At 45.7% G+C, this 16056-nt stretch carries 19 protein-coding genes; 11 read left to right on the top strand and 8 right to left on the bottom strand.

All coding sequences use genetic code 11. The annotated features are described in order from the left end of the window. Positions 1-2 precede the first annotated feature (2 nt). A complete protein-coding gene (locus tag KH172YL63_RS06085) occupies positions 3-746 on the bottom strand; it encodes a hydrolase (RefSeq protein ID WP_173105265.1) in 744 nt (247 codons plus the stop codon). 268 nt (positions 747-1014) lie between these two features. Here KH172YL63_RS06085 and KH172YL63_RS06080 point away from each other — a divergent pair, with 268 nt between their 5' ends. Continuing rightward, complete coding sequence (locus KH172YL63_RS06080; RefSeq protein WP_173105264.1) at positions 1015-1197, top strand: DUF2929 family protein; 183 nt, start codon at positions 1015-1017, stop codon at positions 1195-1197. A 59-nt stretch (positions 1198-1256) separates the two neighbouring features. Here KH172YL63_RS06080 and clpB read toward each other — a convergent pair whose 3' ends face one another. Both clpB and KH172YL63_RS06070 read right to left on the bottom strand, forming a co-directional pair. Beyond that, complete coding sequence (clpB, locus tag KH172YL63_RS06075; RefSeq protein ID WP_173105263.1) at positions 1257-3848, bottom strand: ATP-dependent chaperone ClpB; 2592 nt, start codon at positions 3846-3848, stop codon at positions 1257-1259. 132 nt (positions 3849-3980) lie between these two features. After that, positions 3981-4160: a YjzC family protein gene (locus KH172YL63_RS06070; RefSeq protein WP_173105262.1), complete on the bottom strand. Its 180-nt coding sequence runs from the start codon at positions 4158-4160 to the stop codon at positions 3981-3983. Between the two features lie 193 nt (positions 4161-4353). On the opposite strand from KH172YL63_RS06070, the gene KH172YL63_RS06065 reads away from it, so the two are divergent. Both KH172YL63_RS06065 and KH172YL63_RS06060 read left to right on the top strand, forming a co-directional pair. Next, a complete protein-coding gene (locus KH172YL63_RS06065) occupies positions 4354-5163 on the top strand; it encodes an undecaprenyl-diphosphate phosphatase (RefSeq protein ID WP_173105261.1) in 810 nt (269 codons plus the stop codon). A 73-nt stretch (positions 5164-5236) separates the two neighbouring features. Then, entirely contained in the window at positions 5237-5929 is a 693-nt protein-coding gene (locus tag KH172YL63_RS06060) for a Crp/Fnr family transcriptional regulator (RefSeq protein WP_173105260.1), read from the top strand. Between the two features lie 73 nt (positions 5930-6002). On the opposite strand, the gene KH172YL63_RS06055 is transcribed toward KH172YL63_RS06060, so the two are convergent. Together KH172YL63_RS06055 and KH172YL63_RS06050 are read right to left on the bottom strand one after the other, a co-directional pair. Further along, entirely contained in the window at positions 6003-6311 is a 309-nt protein-coding gene (locus tag KH172YL63_RS06055) for a metal-sulfur cluster assembly factor (protein WP_173105259.1), read from the bottom strand. Between the two features lie 85 nt (positions 6312-6396). Further along, the gene (locus KH172YL63_RS06050) at positions 6397-7170 is read right to left on the bottom strand and encodes a prolyl oligopeptidase family serine peptidase (protein ID WP_173105258.1); all 774 of its coding nucleotides are present in this window, start codon (positions 7168-7170) and stop codon (positions 6397-6399) included. 177 nt (positions 7171-7347) lie between these two features. Here KH172YL63_RS06050 and KH172YL63_RS06045 point away from each other — a divergent pair, with 177 nt between their 5' ends. From KH172YL63_RS06045 to KH172YL63_RS06035, 3 genes are all read left to right on the top strand, one after another. Next, positions 7348-8163 (top strand): Cof-type HAD-IIB family hydrolase, encoded by an 816-nt coding sequence (locus tag KH172YL63_RS06045; RefSeq protein ID WP_173105257.1) that lies wholly within the window; start codon positions 7348-7350, stop codon positions 8161-8163. Positions 8164-8271: 108 nt separating this feature from the next. Further along, positions 8272-8418: a hypothetical protein gene (locus KH172YL63_RS06040; protein WP_173105256.1), complete on the top strand. Its 147-nt coding sequence runs from the start codon at positions 8272-8274 to the stop codon at positions 8416-8418. Beyond that, positions 8418-8609, top strand: a complete 192-nt coding sequence (locus KH172YL63_RS06035; protein WP_173105255.1) for a DUF3813 domain-containing protein — start codon at positions 8418-8420, stop codon at positions 8607-8609. The genes KH172YL63_RS06040 and KH172YL63_RS06035 overlap by 1 nt, the downstream gene beginning before the upstream one ends. 45 nt (positions 8610-8654) lie before the next feature. Here KH172YL63_RS06035 and KH172YL63_RS06030 read toward each other — a convergent pair whose 3' ends face one another. Further along, the gene (locus tag KH172YL63_RS06030; RefSeq protein ID WP_173105254.1) at positions 8655-9395 is read right to left on the bottom strand and encodes a BsuPI-related putative proteinase inhibitor; all 741 of its coding nucleotides are present in this window, start codon (positions 9393-9395) and stop codon (positions 8655-8657) included. A gap of 54 nt (positions 9396-9449) precedes the next feature. Continuing rightward, on the bottom strand, positions 9450-10304 hold the full coding sequence (locus KH172YL63_RS06025; RefSeq protein ID WP_173105253.1) for a YitT family protein: 855 nt from the start codon (positions 10302-10304) through the stop codon (positions 9450-9452). Between the two features lie 168 nt (positions 10305-10472). On the opposite strand from KH172YL63_RS06025, the gene KH172YL63_RS06020 reads away from it, so the two are divergent. The 5 genes from KH172YL63_RS06020 to KH172YL63_RS06000 all read left to right on the top strand — a co-directional run bounded on the left by KH172YL63_RS06020 (position 10473) and on the right by KH172YL63_RS06000 (position 14912). Continuing rightward, positions 10473-11330 (top strand): DegV family protein, encoded by an 858-nt coding sequence (locus KH172YL63_RS06020; RefSeq protein WP_173105252.1) that lies wholly within the window; start codon positions 10473-10475, stop codon positions 11328-11330. A gap of 57 nt (positions 11331-11387) precedes the next feature. Further along, positions 11388-11519: a DUF3941 domain-containing protein gene (locus tag KH172YL63_RS06015; RefSeq protein ID WP_148968441.1), complete on the top strand. Its 132-nt coding sequence runs from the start codon at positions 11388-11390 to the stop codon at positions 11517-11519. A gap of 505 nt (positions 11520-12024) precedes the next feature. Then, a complete protein-coding gene (locus KH172YL63_RS06010) occupies positions 12025-12516 on the top strand; it encodes a YajQ family cyclic di-GMP-binding protein (RefSeq protein WP_173105251.1) in 492 nt (163 codons plus the stop codon). Positions 12517-12588: 72 nt separating this feature from the next. Next, entirely contained in the window at positions 12589-13938 is a 1350-nt protein-coding gene (locus KH172YL63_RS06005; protein ID WP_173105250.1) for a CoA-disulfide reductase, read from the top strand. 104 nt (positions 13939-14042) lie between these two features. Further along, the gene (locus tag KH172YL63_RS06000) at positions 14043-14912 is read left to right on the top strand and encodes an SDR family oxidoreductase (RefSeq protein WP_232066133.1); all 870 of its coding nucleotides are present in this window, start codon (positions 14043-14045) and stop codon (positions 14910-14912) included. Positions 14913-14950: 38 nt separating this feature from the next. Here the strand turns inward: KH172YL63_RS06000 and KH172YL63_RS05995 are convergent, their stop codons facing one another. Further along, positions 14951-15973: a LacI family DNA-binding transcriptional regulator gene (locus KH172YL63_RS05995; RefSeq protein WP_173105248.1), complete on the bottom strand. Its 1023-nt coding sequence runs from the start codon at positions 15971-15973 to the stop codon at positions 14951-14953. Positions 15974-16056 lie beyond the last annotated feature (83 nt).

The raw sequence follows: 16056 nt of genomic DNA, 5'->3' as shown, positions 1-16056 counted from the left end.
AGTTATAACTCCTTCTCATGCAGGGAAAAGTATGAAGCAAACTTCCCTCCAAGAGAGACGCGTTTTTCAGGGAGGACAAAGAATAAATCGGTCGGTTTTCCTTTTTCCAAACGCTCCGTATATATATCTTTTATGAGAGTGAATTGATTTTTATAACGATTTAGAGTTGTCGGCTGAACAATATACAAAGGAATCGAAATGGTCTTGAACACTTCATAGTCAAGGGATTGCCGGGAAATAAGCGTTTCACACTCTTCCTCCATCACATCCAGGGTGAGTGAAAGTTCTTTTATCATCTTTTTATAAAAAAATTTTTGTTCCCTTTCTTGCTCCAGATGATCATATACGGATACACAAGGGGAAAATAATACGGCACTTCTTATATCATCTTCCATTTTCGGGTACAAATTTTTGAGCACAAGCGCCCCCATGCCTTCTGCAAGGATATGAATCTTGCCGTTGATGATTTCATTCCGCTTCACGTGCTGATACAGCCGCTTTGCGAGCTTCACGGCCTGATTACTCCCCCAATTCGCCCCGTAAAGATTGCTATAATACACAATATATCCTTTGTTTGTCAGGTCCTGAATCCATTTATAGCGTGCCTCATGCTGAACCCAAAAGCTGCTTTTCTCATCCACATAATGATTGGCATCCCCGATGATCAGGACAGCGAAACCATTTGGACGTTCAGGATAATGAATCATGCACCACTCTTGCTCTAATTGAAACAATCGCTGATACATTTTGATTTCTCCTTTTTACATAATAAGTCATTATAGTTTATGTAAAGGTACAACTTTGGTAAGGGAGAACGCCCAACCAGGCGCTGATATTTGCGAATAAATGGATGTTACCCCTACTTTTATCCATGGGCAGGGGAGGAATGATAAGGGTTACATTTCACATATTCGCCATTTATTAATTAAAAGTCCTGTGGTAAAATGAAAAAGATTGAAATGGTTACAAACTGCTAAGAAGTTAGTTGATTACATAGGAATGAGGTGCATTCGCATGAGATTTTTCTGGATGTTTTTCTGGGCTTTTGCTCTGAGTGAAATGTTGACATACGTTGTTAGTTCAATGAACGGAATCGAATTCCATTTCGTAACTGGATTGATCATTTCTGTTTGTGTAACAGTATTGGTGTTCCTGATCACGCTTGTTCTTCCAAACGAGCCGGTTGAGAAACATTAAAAAAGCAGCCTGATGCGGCTGCTTTTTTTTATGCTTTCATGTGGATTACCGGGATTCCGTCACTTGAATATCAACCCGTCTTTTCCTCCATCGATGGTGAAGGTCTGACCTGGCATGACGCCCCCTTTGATCAATTCCCTCGCCAGTTTCGTTTCAATCTCCTTTTGAAGGTACCTTTTTAACGGTCTGGCACCGTAGACTGGATCATACGCCGATTGAGCAATGAACGCTTTGGCGGCTTCCGTCAGTGATAAGCTGATCTGCTGCTCTTCTAACCGGCTTTGTAAATCGTCGATAAGCTTATCAATGATCCCTTTAATATTTCCGATGCTTAAGGGCTTGAATAAGATGATATCATCGACCCGGTTGAGAAACTCGGGACGAAACGATGAGCGGAGCTGCCCCATGACAAGATTCTTCGTTTCATCATCAATCTCTTCTTCTCCTTTATTCCGCTCTAGTAAATAAGCCGATCCAATATTGGAGGTCATGATAATCACAGTGTTTTTACAATCTATCGTTCTTCCCTGGGAGTCGGTTATCCGTCCGTCATCAAGCATCTGTAGAAGGATATTGAAGACTTCCGGATGGGCCTTTTCAATTTCATCCAATAAGATGACTGAATAAGGCTTCCGTCTGATAGCCTCTGTAAGCTGACCGCCTTCTTCATATCCAACATATCCAGGAGGTGCACCGATCAATCGGGATACAGCATGCTTCTCCATATACTCAGACATATCGATCCGTATCATCTGCTCTTCACTGTCAAACAGCGTTTGTGCGAGAGTTTTTGCGAGCTCCGTTTTCCCGACGCCGGTCGGACCAAGGAAAATGAATGACCCGATCGGCCTGTTTGGATCCTTGATTCCTGCCCTTGCACGGATCACCGCATCGCTTACCAATTGAACGGCTTCATCCTGGCCGATTACCCTTTCATGGAGGATAGAGTCAAGCTTCAATAACTTCTCCCTCTCTCCCTCAACAAGCTTCGTGACAGGAATACCGGTCCATCTGGCAACAATATCGGCAACTTCTTCTTCGGTCACTTCTTCACGGAGGAGGCGGCCTTCCTCTTCTTTCATCATGTCCCGCTCCAGTGCCTCAAGCTCTTTTTCCATCGCCGGGATACGTCCGTGCCTCAGCTCGGCTGCTTTGTTGAGGTCATAATTGCTTTCTGCTTCTTCAAGCGTCCTCCGCAGCTTTTCCAGCTCTTCACGCTTTTCCTGTACAACGGAGATACTTTCTTTCTCCCGTTGCCACCTCAGCTTCATTTCATTTGCCTTTTCCTTCAGATTGCTTAAGTCTTCACGGATACGCTCGAGCCGCTCGAGGCTTGCCGGATCCTTTTCCTTGTTCAGCGCGGCCTCTTCAATCTCGAGCTGCATCACTTTACGGGTCACTTCATCAAGCTCCGACGGCATGGAGTCGATTTCTGTGCGGATCGTGGCACACGCTTCATCAATCAAATCGATCGCTTTATCCGGAAGGAACCGGTCAGAAATATACCGGACAGACAATCTGGCAGATGCCACGATTGCCCGGTCATGGATATTCACACCGTGATGGATTTCAAATCGTTCCTTCAGCCCCCTCAAGATGGAAATCGTGTCCTCCACATCCGGTTCCTTGACGAGCACCTGTTGAAAGCGCCTTTCAAGTGCCGGGTCCTTTTCAATATACTTCCGGTATTCATTCAAGGTCGTCGCCCCGATACAGTGAAGCTCCCCTCTTGCAAGCATCGGTTTGAGGATATTGCCGGCGTCCATCGCCCCTTCTGTTTTACCAGCCCCTACAATTGTATGAAGCTCGTCGATGAACAGAAGGATCCGTCCTTCACTTTTCTTCACCTCTTGTAATACCGCCTTTAAGCGCTCTTCAAATTCACCCCTGAACTTGGCCCCTGCGACCAATGAGCTCATATCCAGTTCGAAGATGGTTTTATCCTTCAATCCTTCCGGGACATCTTTTCTGACGATCCGCTGTGCAAGTCCTTCAACGATCGCCGTTTTCCCCACGCCAGGCTCACCGATCAAGACAGGATTGTTTTTCGTTTTTCTGGAAAGGATCCTGATTACATGACGTATCTCGCTGTCTCTCCCGATGACAGGGTCGATCCTTCCAGCTTTGACGTCGGCAACCAGGTCTCTCCCATATTTCTTCAGTGCTTCATATTTCACTTCAGGATTTTGTGTCGTCACCTTATTCCCTCCTCTAATTTCTTCAATGATGCCGAGGATGATCCTTTCTGTCACACCCAGATTGGATAAGTATGTGTTGATTCTGTTATCCTTTTGTTTCCATAAGGAGACTGCCAGATGTTCGATCGAGATGTAGTCATCTCCCCACTTGGTTTTCAATTGCTCACTGTCCTGCAGCAGCTGGTGAACATCCCGGGAGAAGAACTGCCCATATTGGATGCCTGTTCCTTCGACTGCAGGTTTTTCATTCAGCCTCGCTTCTGTCCACTCAATCACGTCCTGCCCGTCGATCCCTGTCCGATCATAAATCGTTCGTAGCAGGCTGTCTTCTTTGCTGAGGAGCGCTTTCCACAGATGAAAAGTCGATATGTCCGTATGTAGTTTTCCTTTTGCGATTTCACCTGCAGAAACCAGGCCTTCCTGTATGCTGTGTGTCATTTTGTCAAAATCCATTGCTTTCACCTCGTACATTGACCTTTATTGACCTTTATATTCATTATATCCCTTTCTTTGGAAAAGGAAAAGAAACAAGGCTCCGGTAATTGACAAGAACATTGTCAGTTCCGGAGCCTTGCGCCATGACTGTTATGGCTTTCTTGCATATGTCCATAGACGGTTGTGATTGGCGTTCTCCGGGAACCGGTCCCCTGCTTTCATCCGGAGTTTCTGCGGGTTTTTCACCATGCTCCCGGTTTCACCGATTTCGATGTATTCTCCGTTATTCGGCGCCTTGTCTCCCGCCCTGAATTGTCGCGATTGTCCCATTGTCACCCCTCCTTGTTGAAGCTGTGCTTCTCTCCTATTTTTCTACAACAGCAAGCTTTCATGCATGCCAGATGAAGGATAAAGATGATAAACACGTTACGGTTCGGTTAACATTTTGAAAAAGGCTTTACAGTCTTTCCCTTTATGGTGTTAAATTAAAAAATGTGGAGAAAAAACGCTTGGAGGAAACACAATGGATTTTTATCTGATAATGAAATATTTATTTTTAGGGATTTTTCAAGGCTTTACTGAGCCGATTCCGATCTCATCAAGTGGACACTTGCTGCTTGCCCAGCATTTCCTCGGAATCGATGATGCAACATTGACATTTGAAATGCTCGTCAATACGGCTTCACTGCTTGCTGTCCTCATCATATACCGGGAAGACATCCTTCGTCTGATCGTGAACGGTTTGGGTTACTTTAAACATAAAACACCTGAAACGAAACGTGATTTTCATTTCATTTTATACTTAATCATCGGTACGATCCCTGCCGGGGTGATTGGCGTGTTGTTCGGCGATGTGATTGAGAAGCATTTGACGAAAGTCGTTACGGTTGGTATCACGCTGATCATCACGGGTATCGCCCTCTGGATGATCCGAAATCTCCGAGGCAGAAAGAATGACGGAGATTTGAATGTGAAAGACGCGATTATCATCGGCCTTGCCCAGGCGGTAGCCCTCATCCCGGGTATTTCCCGGTCCGGTGCAACGATCGTAGCTGCCATGGCGAGCGGAATGAAGGCGGAAACGGCACTCCGTTTCTCCTTTCTCCTCTACATCCCAGTCAGCGTAGGGGTCATGGTATTTGGAATCAGCGACCTGATGGATGATCCGGATTTGGCTTCACGGGCGCTACCTTACACTGTCGCTTTCCTATCGTCACTTGTCGCTTCTTACTTCTCTTTGAAGTGGTTCATGAATATCATGGCTAAAGGAAACTTGAAGTACTTTGCGATCTATTGTGGAATTGCAGGTGCCGCTGTCCTGATTTTTGCATAGAAACCTTCAATCCTGCAGGAAAATACGTTACACTTGGATAAATCATACATTTTGATGGAAATGATGTGATCTCATGAGTGAAACCACAAAAGTCCCTTTCGAGATAAAACAATTATTTACCGAGAACGGCTTATTGAAACCGGTTGAAAAAGGACACTTTTTGTTTCAAGAAGGCAACCCTGCACAAGAGGTGTACCTGATTAAAAGAGGACGGGTACAAATCAGTAAGGTGATTCCGGATGGCAGGGAACTCTCCCTGCGGATTTGTTCATGCGATGATGTTATTGGTGAGCTGACCCTGTTCAGCCAGGAAGCACATTATATGCTCAGCGGAAAAATCGTGGAAGACGGGGAAATCTATGTGCTGCCGAGAGAAAGTTTCGAAGAGGCCCTTTCCCATGACAATTCGCTGACCATTCAGTGGATGAAATGGATCCAGCTCCAGAATCAGCAGAACCAGACGAAATTCCGCGACCTCATCCTCCATGGAAAAAAGGGAGCCCTGTACTCTACCCTCATCCGCATGACAAACAGCTATGGCAAAACCGTCGATAAAGGAATCCTTCTCGACCTGCCACTGACAAATCAGGAATTGGCTAACTTCTGCGGGACTTCGAGGGAAGTGGTGAACCGGTTATTGAGTGAGTTAAAGAAAGAGAACGTTCTGATCTGGGAAAAAGGTTATTTGACGATTATGGATCTGGACTACCTGAAAGAAGCCATCGATTGTGAGAATTGTCCGGTTTCGATTTGCCGGATCGATTGATGAGTAACCGATCCTGACTAAAAAGATCCCCCGGGGCACATCGCCCAGGGGGATCTTTCATTATTCACCGCTATTATCTGATGCCGAGGGCAATCTTCGCATAGCGGGACATATTGTCTTTGCTCCATGGTGGATTCCAGACGATATCCACTTCTGTTTCTTTGACTTCTGGGATTTCACCCAAAGCGGTCTTCACCTGATCGACGATTGTACCTGCTAGCGGGCATCCCATCGACGTAAGCGTCATCGTAACCTTCGCCTGTCCCTCTTCGTCTAGATCAACGTCATACACCAGTCCTAAATTCACAATATCTATACCTAATTCAGGGTCGACAACCTGCTCTAACGCACCCATCAAATTATCCTTTAAATCTTGATCCATGGTATCACTCCTTTATTCTAATTACGTTATCCTACTCTTTATTCACCCTTCATCTTAACAAATAAACGGGTATAGTACAAAAAAGTCAGGCTGAGATGTGCTTTTCAAACCATTCAACCAGCCTCAACACGCCTTCCCTCGTCACCTTGTGGTCGGCTTTTTCATCTTCTATAAAGAGAAGGTGATCTTCCTGCCCTTCATAGACCGGCACAATGCTGTCATAAAATTCACGGGTCAGATTGAACGGGACGACTTTATCCCTTTTCCCGTGCCAGAACATGAGCGGTCTCCCTCCAAGTTTCTCTGGTTGAAGACTCAGGTCGTAATGAGACAGTTCATTTAAAATGCCTTGAATTTCTTCCTTGCTGAACGGAAGATCGTAACCAAGTGCTTCCACCTGACCGATCTGGGTTTCTGCAAATTTCACATAAGCTGGATTTCCCATCAATGAAACGGCAGATGATATCCATTCATATTGAGTCAGTGCACCCAGCGTGACAATCCCACCCATGGACGTGCCTGCAACACCGATCCGGTCTGGTAAGATCAAGCCTTCTTCTTCGAAATGCTCTTTCAGTACGCCTAATTCATGAATCGTATTGATGACAATCTTCCAGAACACTTCACCTAATTGCTGCTCAGATTTACCCGTTGAGCGTTCCCCGTGCTCCAGTGCATCGGGCAGGATCACCCGGAAGCCCTTCTCGGCCAGGTAGTAGGCGTAGTGCAGATTATGTTCTTTCGCACTGGTGAACCCATGTATGAAAAAGCAAAGGGGAGCCTGTTCTTCACCAATTTCTTTTTTCACTATATGTAGGAATGGAATGCTTTGGACGGTTGATTTTTCAACAGTGATCATATCTGCTCTCTCCTTCCTGATCTTCTTCATATGATATCCTAGATTTGGGAGCATGTATAATATTTCGCACGGTGCCGGATACATTCCTATAAATGTAAGAGCAGACGGTAGACAACCTTCATGCAGTCACGCTAAACTGATATTACTCTCATAACATTCAGATTGGGGATTTACACTATGAACTCACAAGAGAAACATTTAATCGTTTTGGATCTAGACGGGACACTGCTGACTGATGAGAAGAAAATCTCGACCAAAACACATGATATATTAAAGAAAGCCCGCTTAAATGGCCATGAAGTCATGATCGCGACCGGCAGGCCATACCGGGCCAGTGAACTGTATTATCAACAGCTGCAATTGACGACTCCGATCGTCAATTTTAACGGGGCATTCGTCCATCATCCTGCAGATGAGTCCTGGGGGATGTTTCACGAACCGATGGATGTGAAGGTGGCCAAACAAATCATCGAAGCATGCAATAATTTTAAGTTCCGGAATATCGTGGCTGAAGTGATGGATGATGTGTACATGCATTATCATGATGAAAGGATCATCGATGTGTTCATGATGGGGAACCCTGCGATATCAACAGGCGATATCCGACATTACCTGACCGATCATCCAACATCCATGCTCATTCATGCAGAAGAGGAAGATGTGGCGGAAATCCGTGCACATCTCGATGAAGTGCATGCAGAACTGATTGATCACCGGAGATGGGCTGCACCGTGGCATATTATCGAAATTGTAAAGACCGGTCTCAATAAAGCGGTCGGCATTGAAAGAGTCGCTTCATCACTTAATATCCCTCAAGAACGGATCATTGCCTTCGGGGATGAAGACAACGACCTTGAAATGCTTGAATATGCAGGTACCGGTGTCGCAATGGGCAATGCCATCGACCCGTTGAAAGACATTGCCAACGAAGTGACCCTGTCCAACGAAGAAGACGGGATCGGCCGCTATCTGCAAAACAGATTCAACCTTTGATTCTCATGTGGAAGAGATGGGTATATGTTCTTCCTGTAAAATCTCCATTTGCAGCCATACTAACAAAGAACGCATGAAGCGTTCCAACTCGCAAAAGGGGTGGTCGTGATGGGTAGAAATAAATCTAAACGATTTGTACAACAAGGTAAAATTGCTGTATCAAAACATGATGAACGCATTCCTTACCATTTGACCTATGCTGAAGCTGAAGCAAAAAAACTTGCTTCCCATGAAGGTACAGGAGGGATGGAATAATGAGCAATCCATTATTCCAGCAAGCCCGCAGCGCCGTATCTTCAGCCAAACAAGCTTGCAGCAGCGGTGAAAACGTTCAAATGTCTATTGATAAAGCAAAGAATGCTTTGTCATCTGCTTACGCCAACTCCAATGTAGAGGAACAGAAGCAGCTTCGCGTGCTGCAGGATGAGTTAAACACTCTTTCTTGATTGAATGAATGAAAAACAGGGTTGTCCGGTTTCGGACAACCCTGTTCATTTTGTTATCGGGACCACATAAAGATTCACTACTTTCCCGTCCCCGTCATCCCGTTCGTATAAGTGCAGGAACATCCTCTCCCCACTACCCTTCAATTCAGGAAGCACGATGGAAAAACCGGTCCAGTACGGAGCTTCTTTATTCACCTTCATAAGCGATTCTTTCAAGAGGACTTCATGTCCATCTTCAACGGAGTAATAAAAGCTCCCATCCGCCACCCTGGCCTTTCCCGTTACAACAAACCTTCCCTTGATTTCCTTCACGCCCACTGACCTGAAGCTCCCGTTCTCAACCGGCACATTAAATGAACCGACTGCCCTTAAAGGATGGTCAAATCCGCTTAAATCTTCTCCAAGCAGAAGGGCTTCAATCGTATATCGGCCTGTAGGAACGCGGTGACCATTCTGAATGTAATCCCACTTTTCTGTCCAAACCTTTTCTTCGCCCCTTTTCAGACGGAGGGACTGAAGTGCCTGCAGAAATGATTTATCACGGCTATATTGATAGACCACATTTCCCTGGTCGTTCTTAATATAATAATCAAATGCCTGGCTCGTTTGGAATGTGAGTGTCTTTTCATGGTCACTTTCATTATGAAGCCTAAGGGAAATCTTGACTCCTTCCTCTCCTGGAAACGGCTGGACAGAGAAATCCAAACGGTCGCTCCCTGCTTCCACAGTCAGCGGCAAACTCAATAACAGGAAAAAGCTGATGACTAGATACATTGCTGCCTTCAAGATGATGCCCCTTTCTATATAGGTTCATCGTTAGTATCTGTCAAATTCAGCAAACTAATCTTTTCTGAAGAAACCAAATATACCGGTTGTTTGAACGATATTCGTAAAGGCATTAGGATCCACATCTTTGATCGTATGCTCAAGCTCATACAGCTCATAACGTGAAATGACAATGATCAACATCTCCTTGTCTTCACCGGAGAAAGCCCCTTTTGCAGGCAGGGTCGTAATCCCCCTCACAAGCTTGGAATGGATCGCTTCCCTTAACTCATCCGATTTCTTTGTGACAATCATGGCCGTCAGCTTTTCATGTCGTGTATGGATCGCATCGATGACCCGGGTGGAAGCATACAGTGTCACCAACGTATACAGGGCTTTTTCCCATCCATAAAGGAATCCGGCAGAAATGATGATGCCCGCATTCATCAGGAAGAAATATGAACCCACCGGCTTATCCTTCATCCGTGAAAGAATCATCGCAATAATGTCCATCCCGCCTGTTGAAGCCCCCCATTTCAAGGTGATACCGACCCCTACAGCGGCTATGACACCGCCAAATACTGCATTCAGCAGAATATCCGGGGATAGTTGGATGATTGGAATCACTTCCAGGAAAAAGGAAGTCAAAAACACTGAAATGAAGCTATACACGGTAAAGGACCGGCCTACTTTGAGCCAACCCAATATCGTGACAGGAATATTCAATATGAATAATAAAATACCCGTTGAAATATTAAATGGTGCAAATTCCTTTAAAATACTTGATAACAGCTGGGCAAGTCCCGTGAATCCACTCGCATAAACATTCGCAGGAATCAGGAAGAAATTCATGGCAACGGCGCCTAATAAAGACCCGACCAACACCACGATGAACTTCTTTGCCTCCAACTGTACATGATCTCTTGACATACACATACCTCCTCAATCTTGTTGTCCTTTTCTATGTTCCACTATTCATCTTATCTAAACTCTCAGGGTTATTCATCTTTTTTATCATAATTTAACGCTCAACACATTGTTATTTTCAATGAAAATCGCTAGACTGAAACTATAAAGAAAAGTCAAAGGATGATAGGAATGACAGTAAAATTATTTGCAGATAGCGCAAGCGACCTTCCGGCTGCCTATTACACCGAACACAACATAGAGCTTTTACCGCTTAAAGTACATATAGACGGTCAAGACTACGAGGACTTGATCAACATCGAGCCGAAATCCGTATTCAACAAAATCAGGGAAGGGCACATGCCCAAAACCTCCCAAGTTTCACCGGAACTTTTCTTAAATAAGTTCACAGAGCTGGCAGAAACAAAACAATCAGGCATTTATATCGCATTTTCTTCCCAATTATCAGGTACATATCAAACAGCTGTCATGATTCGCGATCAAGTCAAGGAAGAATATCCGGACCTTGACCTGACCATTCTCGATTCTAAATGTGCATCCCTCGGATATGGGCTCGTCGTCATGAAAGCGGCGGAACTGCTTGAACAAGGCAAAATGAAAGAGGAAATCATCGAGGCCTCCCGTTTCAACGCCATTCATATGGAGCATTTATTCACAGTCGAGGACCTTGAATATCTTGCAAAAGGCGGCAGGGTATCGAAAGCTTCAGCGTTCCTGGGCGGACTGTTGAACATCAAACCTCTCCTTCATGTAGAAGATGGCCAACTTGTCCCGATTGAAAAAATCCGCGGGAAGAAAAAGCTCCTCAAACGGATACTCGATCTAATGGAAGAACGGGGTAAAGATCTTTCGAACCAGGTCATCGCCATCAGTCATGGTGACGACGAAGAGCTGGCCCTTGAAATGAAGGCACTCATCCAGGAAAAATTCTCACCTAAAGACGTATACATCAGTATTATTGGGTGTGCGGTCGGATCTCATACAGGAACAGGTACATTAGCTATCTTTTTCCAAAACGACCACTCATAAACTTCCTCCCACTTATCCATACTAAGGGGGAATCCTAAATGGAAAGGGAGTCACACCATGCCACATACATCTGACAACGAAAAGAAAGCTAGGGACAACAACGCCCTGCGTCAGGAAAAGAATAAAATCAAAGAAGTGAACCGAAAAGCCGGGAAGAACCAATTCTCAAAAAAGACCGACCATTTATAGGCCGGCCAATTCACTTAAGAAGCACCAGTTCGTTCGTGAACTGGTGCTTTTTTATGGATGCCGGCCGGTTATATGCTGCCGTGAGCCGGGAAGGTGCCCGGTGCGGCTGATATGAGTGGCATTTTGTCTGTTTCAGAGGGCTGATTAGCGATTTTGAGTGAGTTTTTGGATTTTTTTAAGGAGCTGCGGCCTGGATGTTATCGGCTTGGCGGTTTTATTATCGACTTTGGCCTGGATATTATCGACTTCCCGATTTTATTATCGACTTCTACCTGGATATTATCGACTTTCCGATTTTATTATCGACTTCACCTCATATATTATCAACTTCTCTACGACACCCTATTATCACCCTCCCCCACTATCCCCAACCATCGTAGCGCTCTCTCGAATCACCACTCCAACTCCTCACGCAAAAAAACACCTCTATCCCACCCCTGCAAGTTGTATGTCTCCCCCTTGCTTGTCTATAATGGATAGAGAAAATGTTTTGGAGGGGTTACATATGGCAAAAGAAAGTTCATTTGACATTGTGTCGAAAGTGGATATGTCTGAAGTGAGCAATGCAATCCAGATCGCATTGAAAGAAATTCAAACACGCTATGATTTCAAGGGAAGCAAGAGTGATATTAAATTGGATGGGGAGGAAATCGTTCTCGTATCTGATGATGAATTCAAGATGAACCAGCTGAAGGATGTGCTTCTCAGCAAACTGATCAAGCGTAATGTCCCAGTGAAAAATCTTGATTACAGCAAGTTGGAAGGGGCATCCGGCGGTACCGTCCGTCAGCGTGCGAAGCTCGTACAGGGGATCGACAAGGATAACGCGAAGAAAATCAACACAATCATCAAAAATTCCGGCGTAAAGGTAAAGAGCCAGGTGCAGGATGACCAGGTCCGCGTCACCGGAAAAAGTAAAGATGATCTTCAAAAAATCATTGCGGCTGTCCGTGAAGCAGATCTTTCCATTGATGTACAATACGTAAACTTCCGTTAAATACGGTTTTTCCAAGAAGTCTAATGGGTACAATAAACCCATTAGACTTCTTTTATTTTTAGGAGGGATGACATGAAGAAAAAGGTCATTATTATAGGAGCTGTCGGTGGTGGTGCCACCACCGCTTCACAAATCAGGAAGCTGGATAACGAGTTAGACATCATCCTTCTCGAAAAAACTTCTTACCTGTCATACGGGGCATGCGGAATGCCTTACTATCTAGGTGATGTAATCAAAGATCGGGATAGTCTGTTTGCAGCCACGCCTGAAACATTACATAGTAAAAAGAATATCGATGTGAGAATGGAGCATGAAGCACTGAAAATCCACCGGAGTGAAAAGACATTATCGATAAGGGACCACACCTGCAACAAGGACTATGAAGAAACATATGATTACCTTGTGCTGGCGACCGGTGCCTCTCCATTTCAACCTGACATACCGGGCCTTGATCACATCCCTTCCTTCCACCTGAGGACAGTGGAGGATATGGACAGGATTAAGCAGTATGTAGAATCGTCAAAGCCCCGGTCTTGTACGATCATCGGAGGTGGATTCATCGGGGTGGAGATGGCTGAGAACTTCACCCATTTAGGGATGAAGGTGAGGATCATTGAGCGCTCAGAACATGTAATCAGCATCGTCGACAAAGACACCGCAGAAATCCTTCAGGATCATATCATCGAGCAGGGTGTGAGTGTGCGGGCGAATGACGGATTGAAGGAAGTGCTGCCTGACGGGACGTTGATCCTTGATAGCGGAGAACATGTTCAATCCGATTTCATCCTTCTCTCGGTAGGCGTAAAGCCCCGCAGTCAATTAGCCGAGGATGCAGGGCTGTCCATTGGGGAGTCAGGAGGCGTGATGTGTAATCCCTACATGCAGACCGATGATCCAACGATATACGCAGTGGGCGATGTAGCAGAATCGATTGATTTTATTGACGGATCACCAAAGCAGGTGCCCCTTGCCTGGCCTGCCCATCGACAGGCTTACATCATCTCAAGACACCTGACAGGAGACCCGGTCCCCTTTAAAGGGATGCTCGGCACGGCAATCGCCAAAGTATTCGACCTCGCCATCGCATCAACGGGATTGGGGGAGAAAGCATTACGGGATAAGGGGTATGCCTACCAAACCGCCGTCCATAAAGGGAAGTCCCACGCCGGCTACTACCCTGGTGCGAAAGAGGTGTACATCCGGGTCCATTTCTGTCCGGAAACAGGAAAGATCTTTGGCGGGAATGCAGTAGGCGGTGAAGGTGTTGATAAACAGATTGATATACTTGCCACTGCGATTCGCGGAAAATTGACGATCGCAGATCTGCAGGAAATTGAAACATGCTACGCCCCTCCCTTCTCTTCACCGAAAGGGTTGTTGAATATGATCGGGTATAAGGGTGCCTCCATGTTAAATAAGTAAAGGTACCGCCCTCATCAAAAAACTGGAAAAAATACGTTATGAAAACATTTTTACGGGTAAACACTATTCAAGGATCATCAAACCTATATAAAGGAGTGTTTTCGTTGTCAGATCAGCAAGGACAAAAACAAACGTTTCCACCACAGCATCAGGATCACCAGCCGGGTACGGTCGATGAAATGAATCCCCAGCCCATCCATACAGACCAAAACTACAAAGGGAGCGGGAAGTTAGACGGTAAAGTGGCGCTCATTACAGGAGGCGACAGCGGGATCGGTCGTTCTGCTGCCTGGTACTTCGCCAGGGAAGGTGCCCATGTAGCAATCTCGTATCTCGACGAGCACGAGGACGCGAATAAAACGAAGGAACTTGTGGAAGCAGAAGGTGTCAGATGCCTCTTACTGCCTGGGGACATCGGCAGCTCGACATTCTGCAAGGACATCCTGAATAAAACACTATCAGAGTTCGGCAAGCTCGATATCCTTGTCAACAACGCCGCCGAACAACACCCGCAGGAAGGTTTGGAGGATATCAGTGACGAACAGCTTGAGCGAACGTTCAGAACAAATGTCTTCTCCATGTTTTATTTGACGAAAGCCGCTCTTCCACATCTAAAAAAAGGGGCGTCCATCATCAATACAGCTTCCATCACAGCCTATAAAGGAAATAAAGACCTGATTGACTATTCATCTACAAAGGGTGCCATTGTCAGCTTCACACGCTCACTGGCGGAAAATATCGCATCGAAGGGCATCAGGGTTAACGGGGTTGCACCCGGTCCGATATGGACACCGCTGATCCCGTCTACATTCAGTTCAGGAAAGGTTTCTGAGTTCGGTGCTAACACGCCACTCGGCAGGGCCGGACAGCCATATGAATTGGGACCTGCCTATGTGTATCTCGCAAGTGATGACTCAAGCTATGTATCAGGACAGATGATCCACATTAACGGAGGCACTGTCATCAATGGATAAAAAGAGACCTGAACCAAAATGGTTCAGGTCTTTTTCATTCACTTTCTCTCACTGCACGAATGTCTCGTCACCAGTTCATGAGGGACGATGATCCTCTTGATCGGCTCTTTCGGATTTTCAATCTTTTGAATCAGGCTCTTTGCAGCCTCATTGCCAAGGCTGAAGATGTTGATGTCCACCGACGTCAGTGGAGGCCGTGACATTTCAGCGAGCAGGACGTTGTTGAAGCTGACAACAGAGATGTCATCAGGTACCCGTTTTCCCATTTCATCGAGCGTATTAAGCACGCCAAGCGCCATTAAGTCATCCGCTACGACCAGGGCTGACGGTGGTTCATTCAGTTGCATGAGCTCATTGATCGCTTCCTGTCCCCCTTCACGGAGGAATTCCTCGTGGATGATGTATTCATCCTTCATCTTAATACCGGCATCTTCCAAAGACTTTTCGTATCCCATCAGACGCTCAACGGTCACCACAAGATCCAGGTCACCACCGATGAAACCGATCCCTTCGTGGCCAAGGCCAAGAAGGTAATCTGTTACTTCCTTTGTCGCACGGAAGTTATCATTATCCACATGGGTGATTTCTTCACAATATTTGTACGGCTTTCCGATGACAACGAATGGAAATTTCCGTTCCCTCAAGTAGTTCATTACCTTGTCTTCAACTTTTGAGTACAGAAGGATGATTCCGTCTACCCTTCCCCCCTGTACCATTTGAACGACACCGTCAAAGATTTCTTCCTCAGATTGCCCTGTGGACATCTGAAGGGCATACTGCTTTTCATGCGCCCCTTCGCTTAAACCCCTCAATACGGTTGGAAAGAATGGATTTTGTGAGAAGGTGCTCGCAGAACCGGGCAATACGAGTCCGAGCACCTGGGTGGATTGATTGGCAAGGCTTCTGGCAATAAAGTTGGGGTGATACCCAAGCCTGTCCATCGCTTCCCTTACTTTTTGCTTCGTTTTTTCGCTGATTCTCGGGTTATTGGCAATGACCCTTGAAACGGTTGATGGTGCTACGTTTGCAAGCTTCGCTACATCTTTTATCGTGACAGCCATCTATTCCGCCTCCCCTCTAACGGAAAAGTCTCCCTTTTCCTATATATAATCATTAAAACGCTTCCATTTCATTTCAAGAAAAC

The organism is Bacillus sp. KH172YL63 (assembly GCF_011398925.1).
Taxonomy (GTDB): domain Bacteria; phylum Bacillota; class Bacilli; order Bacillales; family Bacillaceae_B; genus Rossellomorea.
This window is presented reverse-complemented; position numbering and strand designations above follow the sequence as displayed.